At 70.7% G+C, this 23,037-nt stretch carries 22 protein-coding genes; 10 read left to right on the forward strand and 12 right to left on the reverse strand.

Going from position 1 to position 23,037, the window contains the following annotated elements:
• The first annotated feature begins 153 nt into the window (after nucleotides 1-153).
• Nucleotides 154-2,082: a hypothetical protein gene (locus ACQW02_RS11070; protein ID WP_431285299.1), complete on the forward strand. Its 1,929-nt coding sequence runs from the start codon at nucleotides 154-156 to the stop codon at nucleotides 2,080-2,082.
• Between the two features lie 277 nt (nucleotides 2,083-2,359).
• On the opposite strand, the gene ACQW02_RS11075 is transcribed toward ACQW02_RS11070, so the two are convergent.
• The 3 genes from ACQW02_RS11075 to cysK form a co-directional block, all read right to left on the reverse strand.
• Complete coding sequence (locus ACQW02_RS11075) at nucleotides 2,360-3,379, reverse strand: NAD-dependent epimerase/dehydratase family protein (protein ID WP_431285300.1); 1,020 nt, start codon at nucleotides 3,377-3,379, stop codon at nucleotides 2,360-2,362.
• A complete protein-coding gene (locus tag ACQW02_RS11080; RefSeq protein WP_431285301.1) occupies nucleotides 3,376-5,580 on the reverse strand; it encodes a glycosyltransferase in 2,205 nt (734 codons plus the stop codon). Before ACQW02_RS11080 ends, ACQW02_RS11075 begins: the two co-directional genes overlap by 4 nt.
• Nucleotides 5,581-5,669: 89 nt before the next feature.
• On the reverse strand, nucleotides 5,670-6,638 hold the full coding sequence (gene cysK, locus ACQW02_RS11085) for a cysteine synthase A (protein WP_431285895.1): 969 nt from the start codon (nucleotides 6,636-6,638) through the stop codon (nucleotides 5,670-5,672).
• 52 nt (nucleotides 6,639-6,690) lie between these two features.
• On the opposite strand from cysK, the gene ACQW02_RS11090 reads away from it, so the two are divergent.
• From ACQW02_RS11090 to cysE, 4 genes are all read left to right on the forward strand, one after another.
• Complete coding sequence (locus tag ACQW02_RS11090; RefSeq protein WP_431285302.1) at nucleotides 6,691-7,143, forward strand: RrF2 family transcriptional regulator; 453 nt, start codon at nucleotides 6,691-6,693, stop codon at nucleotides 7,141-7,143.
• A gap of 106 nt (nucleotides 7,144-7,249) precedes the next feature.
• Nucleotides 7,250-7,879 (forward strand): peroxiredoxin, encoded by a 630-nt coding sequence (locus tag ACQW02_RS11095; protein ID WP_431285303.1) that lies wholly within the window; start codon nucleotides 7,250-7,252, stop codon nucleotides 7,877-7,879.
• Nucleotides 7,879-8,892 (forward strand): cysteine synthase A, encoded by a 1,014-nt coding sequence (locus ACQW02_RS11100; RefSeq protein ID WP_431285304.1) that lies wholly within the window; start codon nucleotides 7,879-7,881, stop codon nucleotides 8,890-8,892. Before ACQW02_RS11095 ends, ACQW02_RS11100 begins: the two co-directional genes overlap by 1 nt.
• Before the next feature lie 71 nt (nucleotides 8,893-8,963).
• Nucleotides 8,964-9,623: a serine O-acetyltransferase gene (gene cysE, locus ACQW02_RS11105; RefSeq protein ID WP_431285305.1), complete on the forward strand. Its 660-nt coding sequence runs from the start codon at nucleotides 8,964-8,966 to the stop codon at nucleotides 9,621-9,623.
• A 45-nt stretch (nucleotides 9,624-9,668) separates the two neighbouring features.
• Here the strand turns inward: cysE and ACQW02_RS11110 are convergent, their stop codons facing one another.
• Nucleotides 9,669-9,845 (reverse strand): hypothetical protein, encoded by a 177-nt coding sequence (locus ACQW02_RS11110; protein WP_431285306.1) that lies wholly within the window; start codon nucleotides 9,843-9,845, stop codon nucleotides 9,669-9,671.
• Entirely contained in the window at nucleotides 9,842-10,681 is an 840-nt protein-coding gene (gene cobA, locus ACQW02_RS11115; RefSeq protein ID WP_431285307.1) for a uroporphyrinogen-III C-methyltransferase, read from the reverse strand. Before cobA ends, ACQW02_RS11110 begins: the two co-directional genes overlap by 4 nt.
• A gap of 79 nt (nucleotides 10,682-10,760) precedes the next feature.
• Here cobA and ACQW02_RS11120 point away from each other — a divergent pair, with 79 nt between their 5' ends.
• Together ACQW02_RS11120 and ACQW02_RS11125 are read left to right on the forward strand one after the other, a co-directional pair.
• Nucleotides 10,761-12,443 (forward strand): NADPH-dependent assimilatory sulfite reductase hemoprotein subunit, encoded by a 1,683-nt coding sequence (locus ACQW02_RS11120; RefSeq protein WP_431285308.1) that lies wholly within the window; start codon nucleotides 10,761-10,763, stop codon nucleotides 12,441-12,443.
• Nucleotides 12,444-12,475: 32 nt separating this feature from the next.
• The gene (locus ACQW02_RS11125) at nucleotides 12,476-13,438 is read left to right on the forward strand and encodes a Bug family tripartite tricarboxylate transporter substrate binding protein (protein WP_431285309.1); all 963 of its coding nucleotides are present in this window, start codon (nucleotides 12,476-12,478) and stop codon (nucleotides 13,436-13,438) included.
• Here the strand turns inward: ACQW02_RS11125 and ACQW02_RS11130 are convergent.
• The 4 genes from ACQW02_RS11130 to ugpB are packed head-to-tail and all read right to left on the reverse strand — an operon-like array spanning nucleotide 13,425 to nucleotide 17,551.
• On the reverse strand, nucleotides 13,425-14,483 hold the full coding sequence (locus ACQW02_RS11130; protein ID WP_431285310.1) for an ABC transporter ATP-binding protein: 1,059 nt from the start codon (nucleotides 14,481-14,483) through the stop codon (nucleotides 13,425-13,427). The genes ACQW02_RS11125 and ACQW02_RS11130 overlap by 14 nt on opposite strands.
• A complete protein-coding gene (gene ugpE, locus ACQW02_RS11135; protein WP_431285311.1) occupies nucleotides 14,484-15,317 on the reverse strand; it encodes a sn-glycerol-3-phosphate ABC transporter permease UgpE in 834 nt (277 codons plus the stop codon). It abuts the gene before it with no gap.
• On the reverse strand, nucleotides 15,317-16,195 hold the full coding sequence (gene ugpA, locus ACQW02_RS11140) for a sn-glycerol-3-phosphate ABC transporter permease UgpA (protein ID WP_431285312.1): 879 nt from the start codon (nucleotides 16,193-16,195) through the stop codon (nucleotides 15,317-15,319). Before ugpA ends, ugpE begins: the two co-directional genes overlap by 1 nt.
• Nucleotides 16,196-16,204: 9 nt before the next feature.
• Nucleotides 16,205-17,551, reverse strand: coding sequence for a sn-glycerol-3-phosphate ABC transporter substrate-binding protein UgpB (gene ugpB / locus ACQW02_RS11145; protein ID WP_431285313.1), 1,347 nt, complete (start codon nucleotides 17,549-17,551; stop codon nucleotides 16,205-16,207).
• A 105-nt stretch (nucleotides 17,552-17,656) separates the two neighbouring features.
• On the opposite strand from ugpB, the gene ACQW02_RS11150 reads away from it, so the two are divergent.
• Entirely contained in the window at nucleotides 17,657-18,847 is a 1,191-nt protein-coding gene (locus ACQW02_RS11150) for an MFS transporter (RefSeq protein ID WP_431285314.1), read from the forward strand.
• Here the strand turns inward: ACQW02_RS11150 and ACQW02_RS11155 are convergent, their stop codons facing one another.
• The 3 genes from ACQW02_RS11155 to ACQW02_RS11165 are packed head-to-tail and all read right to left on the reverse strand — an operon-like array spanning nucleotide 18,848 to nucleotide 21,524.
• Entirely contained in the window at nucleotides 18,848-19,813 is a 966-nt protein-coding gene (locus ACQW02_RS11155; protein WP_431285315.1) for a Bug family tripartite tricarboxylate transporter substrate binding protein, read from the reverse strand. It lies immediately after the preceding gene.
• 57 nt (nucleotides 19,814-19,870) lie between these two features.
• Nucleotides 19,871-21,046, reverse strand: coding sequence for an OpgC family protein (locus ACQW02_RS11160; RefSeq protein ID WP_431285316.1), 1,176 nt, complete (start codon nucleotides 21,044-21,046; stop codon nucleotides 19,871-19,873).
• Nucleotides 21,039-21,524, reverse strand: a complete 486-nt coding sequence (locus tag ACQW02_RS11165) for a hypothetical protein (RefSeq protein ID WP_431285317.1) — start codon at nucleotides 21,522-21,524, stop codon at nucleotides 21,039-21,041. Before ACQW02_RS11165 ends, ACQW02_RS11160 begins: the two co-directional genes overlap by 8 nt.
• A 221-nt stretch (nucleotides 21,525-21,745) precedes the next feature.
• Here ACQW02_RS11165 and ACQW02_RS11170 point away from each other — a divergent pair, with 221 nt between their 5' ends.
• Together ACQW02_RS11170 and ACQW02_RS11175 are read left to right on the forward strand one after the other, a co-directional pair.
• On the forward strand, nucleotides 21,746-22,294 hold the full coding sequence (locus ACQW02_RS11170) for a sigma-70 family RNA polymerase sigma factor (RefSeq protein ID WP_431285318.1): 549 nt from the start codon (nucleotides 21,746-21,748) through the stop codon (nucleotides 22,292-22,294).
• Nucleotides 22,291-22,926 carry an NrsF family protein gene (locus ACQW02_RS11175; RefSeq protein WP_431285319.1) on the forward strand — a complete coding sequence of 212 codons (636 nt, stop codon included), beginning with the start codon at nucleotides 22,291-22,293 and terminating at the stop codon, nucleotides 22,924-22,926. Before ACQW02_RS11170 ends, ACQW02_RS11175 begins: the two co-directional genes overlap by 4 nt.
• Nucleotides 22,927-23,037: the final 111 nt, after the last annotated feature.

The following is a 23,037-nucleotide window of genomic DNA, read 5'->3' on the forward strand; positions in this document are numbered from 1 at the left end:
CAGCGCCCGGCGGCCGCCTTCGCGGCCAAAGCGACACTGAATTTTCCAAACCGCCATGGACAGCGGAAGGGCGAACTGTAACTTGCCGCCATGGCGGTTGCGTTGCCCGATTCAAATACAACTTGTCGTCTGCGTCTGGTCCTGATTGGACCCATGGAGGCGTGGGGCCCCGGCGCGGCCACCGTCCTGCCACGCGGGCGCAAGGCGCAGGCGCTGCTGGCGATCCTGGCCCTGGCCGATGGCCCGACGTCGCGGCGCGACTTGGCGGGGCTACTGTGGAGTCGCGCCGCCGACGAACAGGCCCGTGGCAGCCTGCGCCAGGCCTTGCTCGACATCCAATCCGCCCTGGGCCGGATCCCGGGGCCGCCCATGCTGCTGGCGGGGCGGGAAGATGTCGCCTTGCCCTCCGCCGTGCGCTGGGTCGATGCGGAGCAGGTGCAGGCGGCGGATGCCGCCAACCCCAGTGCCCTTGACCTGCTGCGGGCGCCCTTGCTGGAGGGCATGGAGGGCATCGACCCCGCCTTCGATCGATGGCTGCTGGCCCGGCGTGCCGCACTCAGCCAGGCCGCGACCGACCTGGCGCGGCTGCTGTTCTCTCATGCGCCGAGCGAGGCGGCGGCGATTCGGCTGCTCGGCTTCGATGCGGCCGATGAGCCGGCGGCCGCGGCGCTGATCCTGGCCCGCGCCCGGGCCGGCGATCCCGCATCGGCACGCGCCGCCCTGGTCCGCCTGCGCCTGGCCATGGCCGCACAGGGCCGCGCCCCGGCGGCGGCGACCGAGGCATTGCTGCTCGCCGGCCCGGCCACGATGCCAGAGGTCGTGGCGCCCGCACGCGCAGTCGTCGCGCCCGCGCCAAAAGCCGCGCCGCGCCGTGGTGCCCGGCTCGGCGTGCTGCCGCTCGCGGCCCTGCCGGATGCCGCCTGGATGGCCGATGCCCTGGCCGAGAGCCTGACCGCGGCGCTGTCGCGCTTTCGCTGGCTCTTCGTCGCCGACCCGCAGTCGCTGGGTGTCGCGGTGCGGCGGGAACCGGCCGATCCCTGCCTGGTCGCCCGCACGGCGGGGCTGGACCTGGCGCTGTCGGGACAGATCCAGCTGGGCGGCGGCATCCTGCGCGTGGCGCTGCGGCTGACCGATCTGCGGCCGCCGCAGACCGTGGTCTGGGCCGAACGCTTCCAGGTCTCCTCCGACAAGCTGGCGGGGTTCGAGGAGGAGATCGCCGCCGCCGTCGTCGCCCGCGTCGATCCTGAACTGCTGCTGCTGGAGGCGCGGCGCGCGCAGGCCGCCCCGCCGACCGACCCCTCGGCCTACGAACTTCTGCTGCGGGCCATTCCGGGGCTGACCGCGCTGGACCGCGACGGTTTCGATGCCGCCGGCGTATTGCTGGAACAGGCCTGCGCCGCCGACCCGGGCTTTGCCGCGGCCCAGGCCTGGTATGCCGCCTGGTTCCTGTTCCAGGTCGGCCAGGGCTGGGCGCCCGACCAGGCCAGCGCGATGCTGCGGGCCGAGGCGCTGGCCCGCCGCGCCATCGCCCTCGACCCCGCCGATGCGCAGGCGCTGACCATCTGCGGCCATGTCCGCGCCTATCTGCACCACCGGCCGGAGGAGGGGGCGGCGCTGCACGACCGGGCGCTGGCGATGAACCCGAACCTGGCCATGGCCTGGGTGTTTTCCGGCCTGGCCGAATGCTACGCCGGGCGGCACGAGGAAGCGCTGCGGCGCATGGCGCGCTACAAGGAACTGGCGCCGCTCCATCCCTTCGGCTTCTTCTTCGACGGGGCGCTGCTGGTGCCGCTGATGCTGCTGCGGCGCCACGCCGAAGCGGCCGCCGCCGCACGCGACGTGGCGGAGTTGAACCCCGCGTTTTCCTTTCCGCTACGCCCCTGGCTCGCCTGCCTGGGCCATCTGGGGGACAAGGCTGAGGCCCGGTCGGTGCTGGCACGGTTGCTCGCGCTTGAACCCGGGCTGACGGTCACGGCGGCCCTGCGCCGGGCGCCGCTGCGCGCAGCCGATGTGGCACATTATGCCGAAGGGCTGCGGCTGGGTGGGCTGGAGATGGGCCAGGACGAACAGAACGTGGCCTAGCGGGCGGCGGAAGAAATGGGGCTGTTGCGCTTGAGAGGGGCGTTGCCCCTCTCAAACTCTCCCCACCAAGGGGCCGTGGCCCCTTGGAACCCACGCGATTTGGTAAAATAAAGAGAGGGGCGTCACTGATGCGCCTTTGATCGAGGGCGCGGCATGCCCCTCTCTTTATTTTACCAATACTCCGCCGGTCCAGGGGCGGCGGCCCCTGGTGGGGGAGGTGTGGAGGGGGCGAAGCCCCTTCCACTGGCGCAACCACACCCATTTCTTCCGCCGCCCGCTACCCCTTGTTCCATCCGCGGTACCACTCGACGAAATCCGCCACCCCATCGGCCATCCGGATCCCGGGCGACCAGCCGACCAGGTCGCGCAGCGCCGACATGTCGGCCCAGGTGCGCTCCACGTCGCCGGGCTGCATGCCCTTGAACACGCGCTCGGCCGGGCGGCCGCAGGCGGTCTCGATCGCGGCGATCAGGTCGCCCAGGCTTTCCGGCCGGTCGCCGCCCAGGTTCAGCACCCGGTGCGGCACGCTGCCATCCGGCTGGCCCGGCCCCGGCGCCCCCGCGACCGGCGCCAGCGGCAACAGCCGCACGATGCCGCCGACGATGTCATCCACATGGGTCATGTCACGCGCCATGCGGCCGTGGTTGAACACCTCGATCGGGCGCCCGGCCAGGATCGCGTCGGTGAACAGCCAATAGGCCATGTCGGGCCGGCCCCAGCGGCCATAGACGGTGAAGAAGCGCAGCCCGGTGGAAGCGACGCCGTAGAGATGCGCATAGGTCCGCGCCATCAATTCGCAGGACCGCTTGGTGGCGGCGTAGAGCGAGACCGGCCGTTCCACCGGGTGCGTCTCGGCGAAGGGCACCTTGTCATTGCCGCCATAGACCGAGGAGGAGGAGGCATAGAGCAGATGCGCCACGGGATTTTTGCGCGCGGCTTCCAGCACGCAGAGCGTGCCTTCGACATTGGCGTGCGTATAGGCGTGCGGGTGCGACAGGCTCCAGCGCACCCCGGCCTGGGCCGCCAGGTGCACGGCGGCATCGGGCCGAAACCCGGACCAGGCCTCCATCAGCGCGCCGGGGGCGGCGATATCGACTTCGCAAAAGGTGAAGCCCGGGCTGGCGAGCAGCCGGTCCAAGCGCGCCTGCTTCAGCGCGGGGTTGTAATACGGGGTCAGGTTGTCGATCCCGAGCACGCGATGCCCGGCCGCCAGCAAAGCCTGCGACAAGGCGGCGCCGATGAAGCCGGCAGCGCCTGTCACCAGGACGCGGCCCCCCGGCGATCGCCCGGTCGTCATGCCGGCTGGACCTCAGCCTCTGCTTGCGGGAAGCGTGCCGCCTCGACATAGCCCAGGCGGGACAGCAGGTCGTCCGCCCGGCACAGCATCACCCCGCGTATCCCGATGCCGATGGTGCGCGGGTCGTCCACGCCAAGATCGGCCAGGCGCACGCCGGGGCCGGTGTCCAGGTCGATCTCCAGCACGCTGGAGTCCGGCATCGGCGGAATATCGATGGCCGCGATGAAATCCGGGCCCGGCTTCATCGGCAGCACGGCGACGGTCTCCTCCTCGCCAGCCCGGGCCATGATGCGCAAATCCAGCGGGCGCGGCGGCGCGCGCAGGTCGAGGTAGAGCCGCAGCGCCTGGCCCGCGAAGCCCGGCGCAAGCGGCAGCCCGAGCGCCACCGGCCCCTGCTTCGACCAGACGCCCCAGGCCTCGGCGGGGTGCCAGCCATTGCCGTCGCGCAGCCGGTCGGTGACGGCCATCGCCGCGTCCGGACGGGTCAGGCGGTTGCGGCCCGTGGGGTAGCGGCGGCCGGGCTGCATCGCCACGACGGGCAGGGCATCGGCCTCGGGCAGGGCGCGGACGGCGGCCAGCACGTCCATCGTCAAGGCAGACCATGGCCGCAGCGGGGCGACGGCCAGCCGCGCCTCGGCGATCGCCATGGCCTCGGGGTCCAGCATCAGCGGTTCCAGGGCGGCGACCAGGTCGGGCTCGCTGCGCGGGGTGAAATACACGGCGGCCGAGCCGCCGGCCTCCGGCAGCGACGAATGGCGCGGGACCACCGGCACCCGGCCATGCGCCAGGCTCTCGGTGATCGGCAGGCCCCAGCCTTCGTAATGGCTGTTGTACACGGTGAAGGCGCAGGCGTCGTAGAGCAGGTCCAGCGCTTCGTCCGAGACCTCCCCGGTCAGCACCACATGGCGCCGCAGCAGCGGCGATTGCGCCAGCAGGTCGAGCGCCGCCTGCGCGTGCCAGCCCTGGCGGCCGGCGCAGACCAGCCGGGGGATTTTTGCCGCGCCATGGCGGCGCAGCAGCGCGAGCCAAGCGGAAAAGACCAGATGGTGGTCCTTGCGGCTTTCGATGGTGGAACAGAACAACACGAAGCGTTCGCCCGGGCGCAGGGCCGGGATTTCCGCCAGCGCGCCGGGTGAGGGGGCCAGGCCCGATCGCGGATCGCCGTCGAGCCGCACCACGCTGGCGGGCGGGCGCCGCCCTGGCAGAAGGGCCGCCATGTGCCGCAGCACGTCGCGCCGCGTGTTCTCCGAATTGCACAGGAAGCCCGCGGCATGGGTCGCGAAGCAGGCGAACCACTGGGCGTAGTCGCCGAGCATGGTCTCCAGGCAATGCTCCGGCACTTCCAGCGGCACGCAATCATGCACGAAGGGCAGCCAGCGGATGCCGGATTGCGCCTGGGCGCGGCGCAGCCCGCGGAAGTAATCCGGGATGCCGAAGGCATTGCCCAGGTTCACCAGCACAGCCCCTTGGGCGAAGCGCACCGGCGGGGCCAGTTTGCGCGCCTCCTTGATGGCATCGACCGCCGCGACCCAATCGGGGTCGGTGATCGACGTCCCCGTGCGCGACAGGCGCACGATGGCGGCGAAGGGCGCGCGGTCGAGCCGCCGCCACACCCCCGGCACGGAATCGAAGACCGCGAAGGCGGTGCCGAGGCCGGTCAGCGCGCCGGCGGGCAAGCCGCCCTCCAGGATCGGCGACAGCACGCCGATCGCCACGCGCTGGATGCCCGTCGGCGTGCGCCGGACGGAAAAATGGTCGAGCAGGTCGGTCACGTCGAAGACCAGCCGGGGGTCGGCGCCCTGGGCGCGCGGGGGCGCGGCCTCGGCGCCGCGCGGGCGCATCCGTTCGGTGCCCGCGGCCTCGATCGCCGCTATCGGATTGGCGGGGTCCAGGGTCGCGGCGCGGGCATAGCGCATGGCGGCCGCTTCCCAACGGCCCTGCTGCTTCAGCAGATGGCCGATCTGGAGTTGCAGGTCGGCATCCTCGGGCGCCAGTGCCTCGGCCGCGAGGTAGGCGTCCAATGCCGCCTCCGCCTCACCGGCTTCCTTCAGCGCATGGCCGTGCTGCACCATCGCCGGCCAGTCGGTGGTGGCCGTCGCCAGGTGTTCGGCAAAGAGCCTTGCCGCGGCCGCCCATTCGCCGCGGTCACGCGCCTGGTTGGCACGGTCGATCGGCGGGGTGCTGGCGGTGGATCCGGACATGGGGCTCTTTCTCGGTAACGGCCGGGCAGGGTTCGTGAGGGTGCTGATACCGCAGAAGCCCGCACGGCTGAACAGGCCGGAGCCGGTCGTTACAGCCCGGCGAACAGCGCCGTCGAAAGATACCGTTCGGCGCCGGATGCCGCGATGCCGACCACCAGCCCACCGGCCAGCCCCGGTTCCCGCCCGATCACCCCGGCCGCATGCAGCACGGCGCCGGAGGAGATGCCGACCGCCAGCCCATCCAACCGGGCGACGCGGCGCGCGGCGGCCAGCGCATCGGCTTCGGCCACCCGCATCACCCCGTCCAGCAGGCCGAGTTCCAGGATCGAGGGCCGGAACCCGGCGCCGATGCCCTGGATGCCGTGCGGCCCGGCCTCATCGCCCGACAGCACGGCGGATTCGGCCGGCTCGACGCCCACGACCCGCAGGCCGGGGCGGCGCGGTTTCAGCGCGCGGGCGATGCCGGTCGCGGTGCCGCCGGTGCCGATGCCGCAGATGATGACATCGACCTCACCGGCGGTATCGGCCCAGATCTCCTCGGCGGTGGTGGCGGCATGGGCGGCGGGGTTGGCCGGGTTGTCGAACTGGCGCGGCATCCAGGCATCGGGGGTTTCGGCCAGGATCGCCTCGGCCCGGGCGATGGCGCCGGCCATGCCCTGGTCGGATGGCGTCAGGTCCAGCTCCGCGCCCAGCAGGCGCAGCATGCGGCGGCGTTCGATGCTGGCCCCTTCGGGCATGATCACGATCAGGCGATAGCCGCGGGCGGCCGCGACCGTCGCGAGCGCGATGCCGGTATTGCCGGAGGTCGGTTCGACAAGCGTCGTGCGGCCGGGCGCGATCAGGCCCTCGGCCTCCGCAGCCATGACCATGGCCAGGCCGATTCGGTCCTTCACGCTGCCGCCAGGGTTGAAGAATTCGCATTTCATCGCGACCCGGGCGACGAGGCCCCATTCGGCCGCGAGCCTGGGTAAAAGCACCAAAGGGGTGGCCCCGATGGTGTCCAACACGGACGTGCGCAGACGGGGGGTGAGGGGCGGTCGCGGGATGGCGTCTGGCATGATCGTCATGATACCACGTATCGAAGCGGTGAAAACAATGGGAAGGCCAGATATGCTGAAGCGCGAACGAGCCTGGCTGGCGATCTGCATCATGCTGGACGTGGCTTTCTTCGCCGGCCGCGGCCGCACCGTACCGGGGGCGGACATCGCCGACCGCCTGGGTGAGGCGCGACGCGGCATCGAACCCGTCTTGCAGGCGCTGGCCCGCGCCGGCCTGCTGGCCAGCACGCGCGGCCCGAAGGGCGGCTATCGCCTGGCACGCCCAGCGCGGGATATCCCCCTGGACACGATCGTCGCCTGCATCACGGAGGAGGCCGGCGAGCAGGAACCGGAGGAGGTCACGGGTGGCGGCTTGCGCGGCCTGGTCGCCGAGCCATTCTGGGAGGAGTTGGAAGCGGGCCTCCGCGCCAGCCTGGCGCGGCAGACCCTGGCCGATCTTTTGTCGCGTGCCGCCGCCGCTGGCTTGCAGCGCCCGGCGGCGGGGCCATTGAATTTCGCCATCTGACGAGGTGCCGTCTGGACCGCATGGCGCGACTGTGGTTTTAGGGAATTTCGGCCGACTAAAACGCCTGGATTTCGTGAAATCTGAAAACCCTGAGGAACCACAGCGCATGACCATCCAGCTTGGCACCATCGCCCCGGATTTCACGGCGGAGACCACCGCCGGCAAAATTGCCTTCCACGACTGGGCCGCGGGCCAGTGGGTCGTGTTGTTCAGCCACCCCAAGGATTTCACCCCGGTCTGCACGACGGAACTGGGTGAAGCCGCGCGCCTGAAGCCCGAATTCGACAAGCGCGGCGTCAAGGTGATCGGGCTTTCGGTCGATACCCTGGACCGGCACGAGGGCTGGGCCGCCGACATCGCCGAAACCACGGGATCGACCCTGAACTTCCCGATGATCGCCGATACCGACAAGGCTGTCTCGACGCTCTATGGCATGATCCACCCGGCGGCCGACGCGGCGCTGACCGTGCGGACCGTCTATGTCATCGACCCCGCGCACAAGGTGCGCCTGACCCTGACCTATCCGCCCAGCACCGGCCGCAACTTCCTGGAAGTGCTGCGGGTCATCGACAGCCTGCAACTAACCGACCGTTCCAAGGTCGCGACCCCGGTGAACTGGCAGCCGGGCGAGAAGGCGATCATCGTGCCGAGCCTGTCGGATGCCGATGCCAAGGAACGCTTCCCCCAGGGCTGGAACGCCCAGAAGCCTTACCTGCGTTGGGTGGACGTGGCCTGATGGGGACCGGGCCGGTTGATGGTTTTTGGGGGGCAGTGGGCAACACGCCGCTCATTCGCCTGGCCGGCCCTTCGGCCGCCACGGGATGCGACATCCTGGGCAAGGCCGAATTCATGAACCCAGGCGGCTCGGTCAAGGACCGGGCCGCCTTGGGCATTTTGCGCGACGCCATGGCCCGCGGCCAGTTGGTCGAGGGCGAGCCGGGCACGGTGGTCGAGGGCACGGCCGGCAATACCGGCATCGGCCTGGCCCTGGCCGCCAATGCGCGCGGCTGGAAAAGCGTGATCGTGGTGCCGGAAACGCAAAGCCGGGAAAAACTGGATTTCCTGCGCATGATCGGCGCGGACCTGCGCCTGGTCTCGCCAAAACCACTGGCCGACCCCGGGCATTACGTGAACACCAGCCGCCGCATCGCCGAGGAAATGGCCGCCGCCGGCGAACGGGTCATCTGGGCCAACCAATTCGGCAATCTGGCCAATCGCCAGGCGCATGAGGACACCACCGGCCCCGAGATCTGGGAACAGACCGGCGGTCGCATCGATGCCTTCACCTGTTCCTGCGGCACCGGCGGCACCCTGGCCGGGGTCGGCCGTGCGCTGAAGGCGCGCGACCCGAACGTCCGCATCGTGCTGGCCGACCCCGCCGGATCGGGCCTGTATTCCTGGGTGAAGACCGGTGAGGTGAAAGCCGAAGGCACCTCCATCACCGAGGGCATCGGCCAGGCCAGCAAGGTGCCCGGCAACCTGGAAGGTGCCCCGATCGACGATGCCCTGCGCATCGAGGATCCGGAGGCGCTGGAGATCTGCTTCGACCTGCTGCTGCGCGAGGGCATCGGCCTCGGCGGCAGTGCCGCGCTGAACGTCGCCGCGGCCATGCGCCTGGCAAAGGCGATGGGGCCCGGCCATGTGATCGTGACGATTCTCTGCGATGGTGCAGCGCGCTACCAATCCAAGCTGTTCAACCCCATCTTCCTGCGGGAACGCGGTTTGCCCGTGCCGTCCTGGCTGGCCTGAAGGGTCGGCCAGCGGGCGGGCAGGGGCGGCAACACTCTGGCGGCAACACTCTGACCGGGCGGGAGTAGCCTTTGGAAATCCTGGAACTCGCCCGCAGCATCCGCGCCCGCGATCCCGCCCGGCCGTCCTGGCCCGAGGTGATCCTGGCCTATGCCGGGCTGCACGCCGTGCTGTGGCACCGGCTGTCCCATCGCGTCTGGACCTGGGGCCTGCGCGGCACGGCGCGGGTCTTGAGCCATCTGGGCCGTTTCCTGACCGGCATCGAAATCCATCCGGGTGCGACCATCGGCCGGCGCTTCTTCATCGACCACGGCATGGGCGTCGTGATCGGTGAGACGGCGGAAATCGGCGACGATGTGTTGATCTACCACGGCGTGACCCTGGGCGGGTTGTCCGGCAGCCCCGGCAAGCGGCACCCGACCGTGGGCGATGGCGTCGTGATCGGCGCCGGGGCGCAGGTGCTGGGCCCGATCACCCTGGGCAATGGCGCCCGCATCGGCGCCAATGCGGTGGTGGTTAGTCCGGTGCCGGCCGGGGCCACGGTCGTCGGCATTCCGGGCCGCGCGCCGCGCAAGGGCGGGGCGGATTGCGCGACGGCGGGCTATGGCATGCCGGAAGGCGGGGCGGACCCGGTCGGCGAGGATATGGCCAGCCTGCGGGCCGAGGTCCGTGCGCTGCGGGCCGAGGTCGTGGCGCTGCGCGAGGCGGAGCGGGATCGGGAGCGGGCGTAACGCCGCAAGGTCAGCGCCGAGGGGCCAGCCCCTCGGCCTTTTTCGTCACGCCGCCCCAAACACCCCCAGCAGCACCAGCGCGGCCAGTGCCGCCAGGGTTGCGACCACCACCCGCGCCGCCGAATCCCGTGGCGCATCCTCCCGCCATGGGCAGGTCTCGTCCTCGATGACCGGCGGCGGCGGGGCCGGCGGCAGCACCCGGGTCGCGAAGGTGGCGATCATCGTGCGGCCCTCCGCGCCGGTTCGGCGCCTATGGTGTCCGGCAGGCCGATCGCCTGGCCGACGGTGGCGCCGATCAGCACCATCGCGGGGCTGGGCAGGGCGGCGTTGCGGCGCACCGCCAGCATCGCGGTGCCGAGCGTGGCGGTCAGGCTCGCTTCACCCGGCAGGCTGGCCTGGGCGACGATGGCCAGGGGCGTCCCGGCGGGCATGCCGGCGCCGAGTAGTGCCAGGACCAGCGAATCCAGCCTGGTCATGGCCATGAACACGACCAAGGTGCCGCCGGCGCGGGCCAGGGCGTCCCAGTCATGCGGCGGCATCTGGCCGGTTTCGTCATGGCCGGACAGGAAGGTCACCGCGCCCGCGACGCCGCGCCGGGTCAGCGCGATGCCCGCGGCGGCGGGGGCCGCCAGCCCGGCCGACACGCCCGGCACCACGCGCCAGGGGATGCCGGCCGCGGCCAGGGCGGCGGCTTCCTCGGCGCCACGGGCAAAGAGGAACGGGTCGCCCGCCTTCAGCCGCACCACGCGCTGACCGGCGCGGGCCGCATCCAGCATGCGCGCGATGATCTTGGCCTGCGGCACGGGGGCCGCGCCCTTGCGCTTGCCGACGTCGATCAGAACGGCGCCCGGCCGCGCATGGGCACGGGCGATGCGGGCGGGGACGTGGTCGTGCAGCACCAGGTCGGCCGCACGGATGGCGGTCGCGGCGCGCAGGGTCAGCAGCCCCGGGTCGCCCGGGCCGGCGCCGACCAGCCAGACCTCACCGGGGGCGGGGGCGTCGCACATCGCCAGACGGGTGCCGCCATCCGAAGCCTGCGAACCATCTGTGAAATACATGACGACCATCCGTATTCAACGTTGTCTGAACGCTAAACTGTGGTATCCCATCCTGCAAGTGATTTCGGGGGCTTTTGCCATGTCGTCCAAACCCAGCGCTGTCGAAGGCCAGAAGCAGGAAAGCCTGGCCCTGCGCGGCACCATCGGCGCCGAACTGGCGGCCGAGGCCGCCGTCGGCGGCGTGTCCGAGGCGACCTATACGCTTTTGAAATTCCACGGCACCTATGAGCAGTTCGACCGCGATACCGCGACCGAGCGCAAGCAGGCGAAGCTGGACAAGGACTGGTCCTTCATGGTCCGCGTCCGCTGCCCCGGCGGGCGGATGACGGCGGCACAGTGGCTGCACCTGGACGACCTGGCCGGCAACCTGGCCGATGGAAGCCTGCGGCTGACCTCCCGTCAGGGGGTGCAATTCCACGGGGTGTTGCGCGGGAATGTGAAGCCGGTGATCGCCGGCATCGACGCGGCGCTGCTGACCAGCTTTGCCGCCTGCGGCGACGTGGTTCGCAACGTCACCACCACGGCCGCCCCCCGGCGCACCGCCGTGCATGCGGCGTTGCAGGGCTGGGCCGCGCGGCTTTCCACAGCGCTGCTGCCAAAAACCCGCGCGCACCACGATATCTTCCTGGCGGAAGGGGCCGATACCCCGGCGAAGGCCGAGGAGGAACCGCTCTACGGCCCGACCTATCTGCCCCGGAAATTCAAGATCGCCCTGGTCGATCCGTCGGACAACACGCCCGATGTGCTGACCAACGACCTGGGCTTCATCGCCCGCGTGCAGGGCGGGCGCATCGTCGGCTGGATCGTCACCATCGGTGGCGGCCTGGGGATGACCCACAACAAGCCCAGCACCTTTCCCCGCCTGGCCGATCCCGTCGCGCTGATCGGCCCGGACGAGGTGCTGGAGGTCGCTGAAGCCGTCGTCCGCCTGTCCCGCGACCACGGCGACCGCACCGACCGCAAGCATGCCCGGCTGAAGTACGTGTTGGAGGAACAGGGCCCGGATTGGGCGCGGGCGCAGCTTTCGGCCGATCTGGGCCGCGAATTGTTGCCACCCGGACCCCTGCCCACGCTGCGCATGCCCGAATTGCTGGGGTGGCAGATCCAGGGGGATGGGCGGCTCTGGCTGGGCCTGTCCATTCCATCGGGGCGAATCGCAGGACCGATGCGCGCGGGACTGCGCGAGATCGTGTCGCGCTTCGGCGCCGATCCCGTGGCGACGCCGCAGCAGGATCTGATCCTGTCGAACATCGCGCCCGAGGATCGCCCCGCGATCGAGGCCATCCTGGCCGAGCACGGCATACGCCTGCCCGAAACCATGACTCCGATGGCGCGCTGGTCGCTGGCCTGCGTCGCCCTGCCGACCTGTGGCCAGTCGCTGGCGGAGGGCGAGCGCGTGCATGCGCCGATGCTGGCCTCGATCGAGGCGGCGCTGGGCCGCCACGGCCTAGCGCAGGAACGCATTTCCTTCCGCCTGACCGGCTGCCCAAACGGCTGCGCCCGGCCCTATGCGGGGGATATCGGCGTCGTCGGCCGCGCGCCGGGGCTCTACACGCTCTTCGTCGGCGGCGATTTCGCCGGCACGCGGCTGTCCTTCCAACTGGCCGACAAGGTGCCGGAGGCCGCGATCGCCACGACCCTGGAACCGCTGTTCGCCGCCTTCGCCGCGCATCGCGTGCTGCGTGAGGGGTTTGGCGATTTCTGTACCCGCCAGGGCGCCGAGGCCCTCCGCGCCCTGACCCAAGACGCCCTGGCCGCCTGACGGCCACTCCCTTCTCGCATTGGAAGCCTGAGATGATTCTTTCCCGTCGTAGCGCCCTGCTTGGCCTGGGTGCCGCAGCCCTCGCGCGCCCCGCCCTGGCGCAATCCGCCTGGCCCGACCGTCCCATCCGCCTGATCGTCCCGGTCGCACCGGGCGGCAGCCAGGACATCGTCGCCCGCCATTCCGCCCGTGCGTTGTCCGAGGCATTGGGCCAGCCGGTGCAGGTGGAAAACCTGCCCGGTGGTGGGTCCAACATCGGCTATGACGCCGCTGCGCGGGCGCGGCCGGATGGCTATACTTGGCTGGCGGGGTCCGACACGCTGTCGATCACGGGGGCGCTGACGCCGCGCCTGCCCTTCGATCCGCTGGGCTTCGCGCCGATCCACCGCACGGTGCTGGTGCCGCAGATTCTGGTGGTGAAGGCCGACAGCCCGCATGCCGATCTTGCGTCCTTCATCGCCGCCGCGCGTGGCGCACCGCCCGCGGTCGGCACGCCGGGCAGCGGCAGCCTCGCGCATCTGCTGATCGAACTGGCGCAGCAGAGCAGCGAAACCACCTGGACCCATGTGCCCTATCGCGGCGGCGCCCTGGCTGTGAACGACCTGCTGGCCGGGCATCTGCAGGGCGTGATGATCAACATCGGCGCCGTGACCGACCATGTGCGCGACGGCCGGTTGCGCGGGCTGGCGGTGTCGTCCCAGGCCCCGACGGGCGCCCTGCCGCAAGTCCCGACTTTGGCGAGCCAGGGCTTTGCCGGGCTGACCGCCGTTGGCTGGCATGGGCTGGTGGCGCCCCCCGGCACCGATCCGGCAATCCTGGCGCGGGTGAATGCCGCCAGCCGCGCGGTGGTGAAGCGCCCGGAACTGGCCCAGCGCCTGGCCGCCCTGGGTGTCGAAGCCACCGACGAATCGCCCGAGGCACTGGCCGAGGTGATCCGCGACGACGCCGCCCGCTGGGGCGCCGTGGTGCGCCGGGTGGGGATTACGGCGGGCTGATCCGCAGCCCGGTTCCCGCGTCGAAGACATGGAGCCATTCTGTCGGCACCCGGACCGCGAGCGGCCCGGGCGGCGGCGCGGGACCGGCGATTTTGACGGTCAGCGGCGTGCCATCAACCAGGCGGCCGTGGATGACGGTTTCCGACCCCAAGGGTTCCACGAGGTCCGGCGCCAGGGCCACGGCATCGGGGCCGGCGCCGACCAGGACATGTTCGGGGCGGATGCCCAGGGTCAGGGCACGGCCGGGGGCAATGGGGAAGGGCAGGGCGACCAGCGGCCCCGCCGCCAGCCGTGCGCCAGCGCCTTCGACCACGGCGGGTAGAAAATTCATCGCGGGGCTGCCGATGAAGCCCGCGACATAGGTATCGGCGGGACGGCCCCAGACCTCCATCGGCGGGGCGATCTGCGCGGCGCGGCCTTCGTGCATGACGACGAGGCGGTCGCCGAGGGTCATCGCCTCCACTTGGTCATGCGTCACGAACAGGGATGTGACGCCCAGGCGCTGTTGCAGGCGCCGGATCTCCGCACGCATCTGCACGCGTAGCTTGGCGTCCAGGTTGGAGAGCGGTTCGTCGAAGAGGAACAGCAGCGGCTTGCGCACGATGGCGCGGCCCATCGCGACGCGCTGGCGCTGGCCGCCCGAGAGTTGCCGGGGGCGGCGGTCGAGCAGCGCGGAGAGTCCCAGCATCTCCGCGGCCTCGCCGACGCGGCGCTTGATCTCATCGGCGGGCATCCGGCGAATCTTCAGTCCATAGGCCATGTTCTGGAACACGCTCATATGCGGGTAGAGCGCGTAGGTCTGGAACACCATGGCCACATCGCGGTCGGCGGGCTCCAGGGCGGAGACATCGCGGCCGGCGATCTCCACCTTCCCCGAGGTCGCGGTTTCCAGGCCCGCGACGATGCGCAGAAGGGTCGATTTGCCGCAGCCGGAGGCGCCGACGATGACGACCATCTCGCCCTCGGCGACGGTCAGGTCCACGCCATGCAGCACCTGCGTGGCGGCGAAGGATTTGGTGATGCCCGTAAGGGTGAGGGTGGCCATCTATTTTTCGGTTTCCGTCAGGCCGCGCACGAACCAGCGCTGCATCAGCACCACCACGATCACCGGCGGCGCCAATGCCAGCACCGCCGTCGCCATGATGGTGTTCCATTCATTCTGGCTGTCACCGGTGCCGATCATCTTCGACAGGCCAACGACGATGGTTTCCAGCGATCGGTCGCTGATGATCAGCAACGGCCACAGATACTGGTTCCAGCCATACAGGAACAGGATCACGAAGAGCGCAGCGATCGAGGTGCGTGACAGCGGCAGAACCACATCGATGAAGAACCGCACCGGGCCGGCGCCGTCGATCTTTGCTGCCTCGACGAACTCATCGGGGATGGTCAGGAAGAACTGGCGGAACAGCAGGGTCGCGGTGGCGGAAGCGATCAACGGCAGCACCAGCCCCGTCATGGAATTGGTCAGGTCGAGCGAAACCATGACCTGAAAGGTCGGGATGATCCGCACCTCCACCGGCAGCATCAGCGTGATGAAGATCGCCCAGAACGCCGCCATGCGAAACGGGAAGCGGAAGAACACCACGGCATAGGCTGAGATCAGCGACACCGCGATCTTTCCGCCCGCGATCAGCATCGCCATCACCGCGCTGTTCCACAGCATGACCGATGCCGGAACCGAGCGCATGCGCCCGCCGCCCTGGTTCCAGGCGGTCGCGAAGTTTTCGCTGGCATGCGGGCCGAACCACAGCGGCACCTCGCCCCGCCCCAGGCTGCCCGCATCCTGCGTGCTGCCGACGACGGTGATCCAGATCGGAAACGCGAAGACCAGCACGCCGAGCGCCAGGATCGCATAGGGCCGCCACCGATCCAGCATCAGTAGTGCACGCGGCGTTCGATGAAGCGGAACTGGAACGCGGTCAGCGCGATCACCAGGACCATCAGGATCACCGACTGCGCCGCCGACGACCCCAGGTTCAAATTCTGCACCCCATCGGCATAGGCCTTGTAGATCAGCGTCTCCGTCGCCCGCGCGGGCCCGCCCTGGGTCAGCGCATGGATCACGCCAAAGGTGTCGAAGAAGGCATAGGTCAGGTTCACCACCAGCAGGAAGAACGCGGTCGGCGTCAGCAGCGGGAAGGTGATGGTCCAGAAGCGCCGCATCGGCTTGGCGCCGTCGATGGCCGCGGCTTCCAGCACCGATTTCGGGATGGATTGCAGCCCGGCCAGGAAGAAGATGAAGTTGTAGGCGACCTGTTTCCACGCACTGGCGATGATCACCAGGAACATCGCCTGGTTGCCGTTCAGCTTGTAGTCCCAGGGCACGCCGATCCCGTTCAGCCAGCGCCCGATCAAGCCGATGCTGGGATGGAACAGGAACAGCCACAGGATCGCGGCAACAGCCGGCGCCACCGCGTAGGGCCAGATCAGCAAGGTGCGGAACACCTGCGCGCCACGCACCTGCTTGTCCGCCTGGACCGCGAGATACAGCGCGGAGGACAGCGACAGCACCGCGACGGCGGAAGAAAACACCACCGTGTTCCAGGCCGCGCCCCGCCAATAGGGATCGGCCAGGACCTCGGAGAAATTGCGCAACCCGACGAATTCGGAGGACAGCCCGAAGGCGTCCTCCTGCAACAGCGACTGCCACACCGCCATGCCCGCCGGCCAGAAGAAGAAGACGCCGGTAATCAGCAGTTGCGGTGCGAGCAGGACCAGCGGCAAGGCCGTCCCGGAAAAGACGACCTTACGCATGTTGTCGGATCACGAAGGCCGGTTCTGCCGTTCGAAGTTGCGCAGCACCACATTGCCACGGGTCTGCGCGGCTTCCAGCGCCTGCGCCGCGGTCTGCTGGCCCTGGAAGGCCTTTTCCATCTCTTCCTGGATGATGTTGCGGATCTCGGGGAAGCCGCCCAGGCGGATGCCGCGGCTGGCATCGGTGGTGACGCCGCCGCCACGCAGCAGTTGCTCGATGGGGATTTCGGCGCCGGGGTTCTGGCGGTAGTAGCCTTCGCCTTCCAGCGCGCGGAACACCGACTGCCGCACCGGCAGGAAGCCCGTCTCGACATGCCACTTGCGGATCACCTCCGGCCGCGCGAGCCAGGCGTAGAATTCGGCGATGCCACGGTTTTCGGCCGCCGAGCGCACCGCGTTCGGGCCACGGTTCAGCGCCCAGAAGGACGCACCGCCGATGATCGAATTGATCGGCGCGGTGCCTTCATAAAAGGGCAGCATGCCGACGCCCCATTGGAACTGCGCTTCGCGCACGATGCGCGCCCGCAGGCCGGAGGAGGCGAAGATGATCGCGCATTCGCCCGACGGGAACAGCGCATCTGCCGCCGCATCGCGCCCGCCGTAGCGGAACAGTCCGTCACGCTGCCAGTTGATCAGGTTGGTCAAGTGCCGCTGCATGAGCGGGTTGTTGATTTCAAGCGTGGCATTCAGCCCGCCGAACCCATTGGCCAGCGACGCGAGCGGCACGTTGCCGATGGCGCTGACCTGTTCGACCATCAGCCAGGTCGGCCAGGCGGTGGTCATCGGGCAGGCGACGCCGGCGGCCTTCAGCGCGGTCGCGGCCTGGGCGACGCCGTCCCAGGTCTGCGGGAAGACGTCGGGGTTCAGCCCGGCGCGGCGAAACGCGTCCTTGTTGTAGAAGGCGACGGCCGTGCTGCTGTTGAACGGCATCGACATCATCCGCCCATCGGGCAGGCTGTAGTAGCCACGCACCGCCGGCAGGAAGTCATCGAAGGGGATCTGCACGCCGGTTTCGGCCAGCAGTTCATGCAGCGGCTTCACCGCGCGCCCGGCGGCCATCATGGTGCCGGTGCCGACTTCGAACATCTGCACGATGTGCGGCGCCTGGCCGGCGCGGAAGGCGGCGATCGCGGCGACCATGGTTTCCGGATAGGACCCACGGAAGGTCGCGTTGACGCGATAGGTCGGCTGGCTCGCGTTGAAGTCGGCGGCGATCTGTTCAAGCATGCCGCCGAGCGGTTGGGTGAGGCCATGCCAGAACTGGATTTCGGTGGGGGCGGCCGTTTGGGCCTGGCTGGGCGGCGCGACGAGCGCTGCCGCTGCCAGCGCGCCGGCGGCAAGGATGCGACGGAGCATGGTTAGGATTCTCCCGGTTCGTGAGGACGGGTGCGTATGCCCGGCCTTCGTTGCAGTCTCTTTACGGGATGATGACACACGGATGATGGGCGCGGGGCAAGGGCGATGACGACACCGCCCACGGGGGGGTCTCCGGCGACCCGCGTCGTCCTGGCGCTCGGCACCGGGCAGACTCTCGCCTGGGCCTCCTCCTACTACCTGCCGGCGATCCTGGCCGAGCCGATGGCGCGCGACCTCGGGGTATCGGCATCGGTCGTGTTCGGGGCGTTTTCCGGGGCCTTGCTGCTGGGGGCGGCGGCGGGGCCACCGGTCGGACGCGCGATCGACCGGCACGGCGGGCGCGGCGTGCTGGCGGTGTCGAGCCTGGTGCTCGCGGCCGGGCTGCTGCTGCTGGCGATGGCGCAGGGGGTGGTCAGCCTGGTGCTCGGCTGGGGGGTGATGGGGCTGGGCATGGCGATGGGATTGTACGATCCCGCCTTCGCCACGCTGGCGCGGCTGTATGGCAAGGACGCCCGCAGCAAGATCACCGGCATCACCCTGATCGCAGGCTTCGCCAGTACCATCGGCTGGCCCGCGACCGCGCTGATGGCCGATGCCTGGGGCTGGCGCGGCGCCTGCGCCGGCTGGGCCGTCGCGCAAATTGTCATCTGCCTGCCGCTGTACCTGTCGCTGCCAAAGGCGCCGGCCGAGCCTGCCCCCGCGCCGGCCGCCCAGGACGGATCGGGTGCCACGGCGGCGGCGCCGGCACCGGCCGTGCCATCCGCCTGGGCGATGCCGCTGCTGGCCTTCGTCTTCGCGGCGGTCGCGTTCAATGCCGGCGCGATCGGGGCGCATCTGCCCGGGCTGCTGCTGGCGGCCGGTGCCACGCCGACCGCGGCCATCGCCGCTGCCGCCCTGATCGGCCCGGCGCAGGTGGGCGCGCGCATGGTCGAATTCGGGCTGATGCGGCGCTTCCACCCGCTGGTCGCGGCGCGCATCGCCTGCCTGACCCATCCGGCCGGGGCGCTGGCCCTGGGCGTGCTGGGCGCCCCGGGGGCGGCGGCGTTCGCGCTGTTGCATGGCGCGGGCAATGGCATGCTGACCATCGCCAAGGGGACGCTGCCGCTGGCGATCTTCGGCGCCGCCGGCTACGGCGCGCGGACGGGGCTGCTGTCGATCCCGGCGCGGCTGGCGCAGTCCACGGCGCCGCTGCTGTTCGGGCTGCTGATCGCCGGCTTCGGCACCGGCGCGCTGTGGTTGTCGGCCGGGCTGTCGCTCGCGTCCTGTGCGGCGCTGTTGGTGCTGCGGGCGCGGTGACTACCCCAGGTTTTCCAGCAGCGGCCGCCAGCGCGTGCGCTCCGACGCCAGCAGGGCGTCGTAGGCGGCGGCATCGCCCGGCATCGGCAGCGTGCCCTGCTGCGCCAGGCGGGCCTGCAACGCGGGGCTGGCCAGGGCGGCGCTGAAGGCCGCCGCCAACTGCGCCAGGACCGGCGCCGGGGTGCCGCGCGGCGCCATCAGCCCCGCGACCGAGCCATTGGTCAGCCCCGCAAAACCCAGCTCCGTCGTGGTCGGCACATCCGGCAGCAGGGCCAGGCGCTCCGGGCTGGCGGCGGCCAGTGCGCGCAGCGTGCCGGCGCGGACGTGTTCGGCGACGACGGCGGTCGCCTCGGCGGTCACCGCGACCTCACCCGACAGCACCGCCTGCACGCCGGCCGCACCCGACCGGTAATGCACCGGGGTGAAGCGCGCACCCGTCATCGCCTGGGTCAGCAGCATGGTCTGGTGGGGGGATGTGCCGACGCCCGCGGTGCTCCAGGTCATGTTGCCCTGTTCGGCCCGCGCCAGGGCCAGGAAACCGGCCAGGTCCGTGGCCGGGGTATTGGGCCGCACCACCAGCACATGCGGCGTGCTGGCCAACGGCCCGATGGTCACGAAGTCCCGGGTCGCGTCAAAACTGGTGGTGGGGATCAGGATGGGGTTCACCACCAGGGCGCCGACCGTGGCGAACAGCAGAGTGGTGCCGTCCGGCGCCGCGCGGGCAACGAATTCCGTCGCGATATTGCCCCCGGCGCCGGTGCGGTTCTCGATCACGATGGGTTGGCCCAGGGCGCCGCTGGCGGCCTCGGCCACCACGCGGGCCACCAGGTCGCTGATGCCGCCGGCGCCGAATCCCACGACCAGCCGGACCGGGCGGGCCGGCTGCGCCAGCGCCCGGCGCCCCGCGAGCAAGGCCGCGCCAAGGGCGACCAGGCGCCGGGACAGGACGGGAATGCGGTCAGACATGGGGCTTGCTTTCCTGATGCGCGGTCGATCTCCCCGCAGGCAGCAATCCCCATGCCATCAGGCGCCGATGGCGGCCGGCCGTGCGGCCGGCGGCTTCGCAACGCGCGCGGGGCGGTCCAGCCACAGCGACAGCGCCCAGAGCATCACCACACCACCCCCGACCAGCCCGATGTCGAGCAGGAAGGGCGCGGTCGGCACGCGGGCGCCCTCGGCCAGCCGGATCACGGTCGCGGCGCCATAGGCCAGGAACAGCCCGACGCAGAACACCGTCAGGCTGTGCCGCCCGATGCGGCCGAGCTGCCGGCTCCAGCCCGCGCTCCAGATCATGGCCCCGGCCGCCGGGAGCAGCCGCACCGCCAGCCAGGCGCAGGCAAAGCTGTGCAGCAGGGTCGGCAGGCCCAGGTTGCGCTTGTCCCGCCAGATGCCGTCGTCGGGCGCCGCGCCGGCCAGGACGCCATAGTGCAGTAGCATCACCACGACGCCCGCCGCGAGCATCGCCAGGCTGCCCCAGGTCAACCAGGACGCGACGCGCGGGGCACCGCTGGCGAGCGGCCCGCCGCCCAACAACATCCGCCGCCCGAGCCAGGCACCGCCCAGGAACAGGATCTGCCAGGCAAATGGGTTGAAGGCGATGTGGCTGTCGCCCAGCGCCGGCGGCGCCCAGCCCCAGGCCTGCACCCCCGCCCAAAGCCCGACCGGCGCTAGCAAGGCCCCGTCGCCGACCCGCCCCAGCAGCCACATGAACCCGGGCAGCAGCAGCATGCACCAGACGAAGACCGGCAGGATGCCCATGAATTCCGGCTGGTAGAGCATCGCCGCCGCCCCGGCCGCGGCCCGCCAGGGCGATGCCATCAGATGGGCGAAGCCCTGGCGCATCAACTCGCCCCGGTCGCCGGTCGCCAGCGCCACGCCCAGCACCATCAGCGCGAAGAGCCCAAACACCACCAGATGCGTCCGCCACAGCCGCACCGCGCGCCGCAGCAGATCCAGGCTCGCGGCCCAAAAACCCGTCCGCAAGCGCTTGCGGGCAAAGACGCTGCCGAGGGCCAGGCCCGACAGGAAGACGAATTGCTGGCTGCTGTCCGACAGGCCCCAGGCCGCCGGGATCAGCCAGGCGCCGATGAAGGAGCCGTGGCTGTGCGAGGCGAAGATGATGAGCTGCAAGGCACCGCGCAGCGCATCCAGCCGCGAATCACGCCCCGGCGGCGGCGGGACCCCGATCGCGTCACGCATGGCGGCGCATCGGCGCGAGCGACCAGGCCCGGTCGATCCAGACCGGGATCTCGGCCCGCAGCAGCCAGATGATCAGCAGGGACGCGGCCCAGGTGACGCAGGCTTCCTTGAACAGCACGCCGCCATCCTCATACGGGTCGATGCCCAGGGGGCTGACCACGTGGAAGAAGATCGCCCCGCTCATGATGCCGAGCGAGAAGAGCGCCCCCGGCAACCGGGTCCGCGGGATCAGCACCAGGACCGAGGCGATGATCTCGATGATCGCGACGAAGAGGCGGAAGGGCTTTTCGCCGCCGGGGGTGCCGAGCCAATCGGCCAGGATGGTGAACAGGTGCACCGAGCCCGGATGCCCCGTCAGCTTGAACTGTTCATAGTAGAGCAATTCCCAGGCGATCCAGATCGCCGGGAACCAGGACAGGCGGCGCGGCCAGGGATAGGGCGGCCAGGAGTCGCGCGGTGCTGCGGGGGAGGCGGTCATGGCGGGCTCCTCGATCTGGGCTGGCTGGTCGGATGCAGGTGTTTCGTCCGGAACCCCGTCGCGGTTACGCCGTAACCTTTCGCCTTTTCCGGTCGAAACATGGCTATCCGGCAAACGCGGTGGCCACGAACATGATGATGATGCGGGACCTGCAATTCGACGGCCCGGCCGCATGCACGGCAGGGGTGTCCCGGCCCGCCGCGCGGGCTAGGGTGCGCGCCATGCAGGATGACGTCGGCACCTGGGAAGTGTGGATGGTGGCGGCCCAGGCGGGTGACGGCACGGCCTACAACGCCGTGCTCAAGGCCTGCGCGCCCTATCTGCGCGGCGTCGCCCGGCGGCGGCTGCGCGAACCCGCCTCGATCGAGGATGCGGTGCAGGACGCGCTGCTGACCATCCACGCGCTGCGCCACACCTGGGATCCGGCGCGCCCGCTGCGCCCCTGGCTGGCGGCCATCGCCGACCGGCGCGCGATCGACGTCGCCCGCCGCGAATTGCGCCGCAACGGGCGCGAGGTCGCGGTCGAGGCCGCCGACGACCTGGCCGACAGCCGGGCCACCGATTCCGAGGAACGCGCCGCCGCGACGCAACTGCGCCGTGCCATCGCCGACCTGCCGGCCAGCCAGCGCACCGCGCTGCGCCTGGCCAAGATCGAGGACCTGCCGCTGGCCGAGGCCGCGGCCCGGTCCGGGCTTTCGATCGGCGCGCTGAAGGTTGCGACACATCGCGCCATGGCGACATTGCGCAAGCGTTTGGGGGGCGAGCCATGAACACCGATGACCTGATCGCCCGCCTTGCCGCCAATGCGAAGCCGGTGAAGCCGGTCGTGGCGGGCAGGCGGGCGATGCTGTGGCTGGCCTTTGCCATCGCGCTGCTGACGGCGGTTGTGCTGTGGCACGGCTTGCGGCCCGACCTGCCGCTGCGGCTGGACCTGCCGGCCGAACAGATCCAGTGGCTGGCCTCGGTCGCGACCGGGGTGCTGGCCGCCATCGCGGCGGCCAGGCTGGCCGAACCGGGGCGCCCCACGGCCTGGGCGCTGCTGCCGGTGCCGGCGATGGTGGTCTGGGTCGCGGGCATGGGCTGGGGGTGCCTGGCCGATTTCGCGCGGATGGGGGCTGATGCCCTGGTGCTCGGCACGTCCTGGAGCTGCCTTGGCTTCATCTTCGGCGTCGGCACGCCGCTGCTCGCGGTCTTGCTCTACCTGCTGAAGGATGGCGCCAGCCTGCGGCCGGGGCGGGTCTCGGCGATGGCGGGGCTGGCCGCGGCGGCGCTGTGCTCGGCCGGACTGTCGCTGTTCCACCACCTGGACGCGGCGCTGATGATCCTGGTCTGGCACGGCATGGCGGTGGCGCTGGTGTGCTGCGTCGGGGCGGTGACGGGGCGGTTGGCCCTGGCGCGTTGAGGATGCGCCGTGGAGGGGGCTGTTCGCCCCCTCCACACCTCCCCCAACCAGGGGCCGCCGCCCCTTGGTTGGGGGAGTGTGAGGGGGACAAAGTCCCTCTCACGGCACCGC

This window comes from Humitalea sp. 24SJ18S-53, from assembly GCF_050632385.1.
GTDB lineage: Bacteria > Pseudomonadota > Alphaproteobacteria > Acetobacterales > Acetobacteraceae > Humitalea.

Excerpts from the sequence above, each read along its gene's own strand:
- ACQW02_RS11070 (WP_431285299.1), top strand. The coding sequence starts at position 154 with ATGGAGGCGTGGGGCCCCGGCGCGGCCACCGTCCTGCCACGCGGGCGC.
- ACQW02_RS11075 (WP_431285300.1), bottom strand. The coding sequence starts at position 3,379 with ATGACGACCGGGCGATCGCCGGGGGGCCGCGTCCTGGTGACAGGCGCT.
- ACQW02_RS11080 (WP_431285301.1), bottom strand. The coding sequence starts at position 5,580 with ATGTCCGGATCCACCGCCAGCACCCCGCCGATCGACCGTGCCAACCAG.
- cysK (WP_431285895.1), bottom strand. The coding sequence starts at position 6,638 with ATGCCAGACGCCATCCCGCGACCGCCCCTCACCCCCCGTCTGCGCACG.
- ACQW02_RS11090 (WP_431285302.1), top strand. The coding sequence starts at position 6,691 with ATGCTGAAGCGCGAACGAGCCTGGCTGGCGATCTGCATCATGCTGGAC.
- ACQW02_RS11095 (WP_431285303.1), top strand. The coding sequence starts at position 7,250 with ATGACCATCCAGCTTGGCACCATCGCCCCGGATTTCACGGCGGAGACC.
- ACQW02_RS11100 (WP_431285304.1), top strand. The coding sequence starts at position 7,879 with ATGGGGACCGGGCCGGTTGATGGTTTTTGGGGGGCAGTGGGCAACACG.
- ACQW02_RS11110 (WP_431285306.1), bottom strand. The coding sequence starts at position 9,845 with ATGATCGCCACCTTCGCGACCCGGGTGCTGCCGCCGGCCCCGCCGCCG.
- cobA (WP_431285307.1), bottom strand. The coding sequence starts at position 10,681 with ATGTATTTCACAGATGGTTCGCAGGCTTCGGATGGCGGCACCCGTCTG.
- ACQW02_RS11120 (WP_431285308.1), top strand. The coding sequence starts at position 10,761 with ATGTCGTCCAAACCCAGCGCTGTCGAAGGCCAGAAGCAGGAAAGCCTG.
- ACQW02_RS11125 (WP_431285309.1), top strand. The coding sequence starts at position 12,476 with ATGATTCTTTCCCGTCGTAGCGCCCTGCTTGGCCTGGGTGCCGCAGCC.
- ACQW02_RS11130 (WP_431285310.1), bottom strand. The coding sequence starts at position 14,483 with ATGGCCACCCTCACCCTTACGGGCATCACCAAATCCTTCGCCGCCACG.
- ugpE (WP_431285311.1), bottom strand. The coding sequence starts at position 15,317 with ATGCTGGATCGGTGGCGGCCCTATGCGATCCTGGCGCTCGGCGTGCTG.
- ugpA (WP_431285312.1), bottom strand. The coding sequence starts at position 16,195 with ATGCGTAAGGTCGTCTTTTCCGGGACGGCCTTGCCGCTGGTCCTGCTC.
- ugpB (WP_431285313.1), bottom strand. The coding sequence starts at position 17,551 with ATGCTCCGTCGCATCCTTGCCGCCGGCGCGCTGGCAGCGGCAGCGCTC.
- ACQW02_RS11150 (WP_431285314.1), top strand. The coding sequence starts at position 17,657 with ATGACGACACCGCCCACGGGGGGGTCTCCGGCGACCCGCGTCGTCCTG.
- ACQW02_RS11155 (WP_431285315.1), bottom strand. The coding sequence starts at position 19,813 with ATGTCTGACCGCATTCCCGTCCTGTCCCGGCGCCTGGTCGCCCTTGGC.
- ACQW02_RS11160 (WP_431285316.1), bottom strand. The coding sequence starts at position 21,046 with ATGCGTGACGCGATCGGGGTCCCGCCGCCGCCGGGGCGTGATTCGCGG.
- ACQW02_RS11165 (WP_431285317.1), bottom strand. The coding sequence starts at position 21,524 with ATGACCGCCTCCCCCGCAGCACCGCGCGACTCCTGGCCGCCCTATCCC.
- ACQW02_RS11170 (WP_431285318.1), top strand. The coding sequence starts at position 21,746 with ATGCAGGATGACGTCGGCACCTGGGAAGTGTGGATGGTGGCGGCCCAG.
- ACQW02_RS11175 (WP_431285319.1), top strand. The coding sequence starts at position 22,291 with ATGAACACCGATGACCTGATCGCCCGCCTTGCCGCCAATGCGAAGCCG.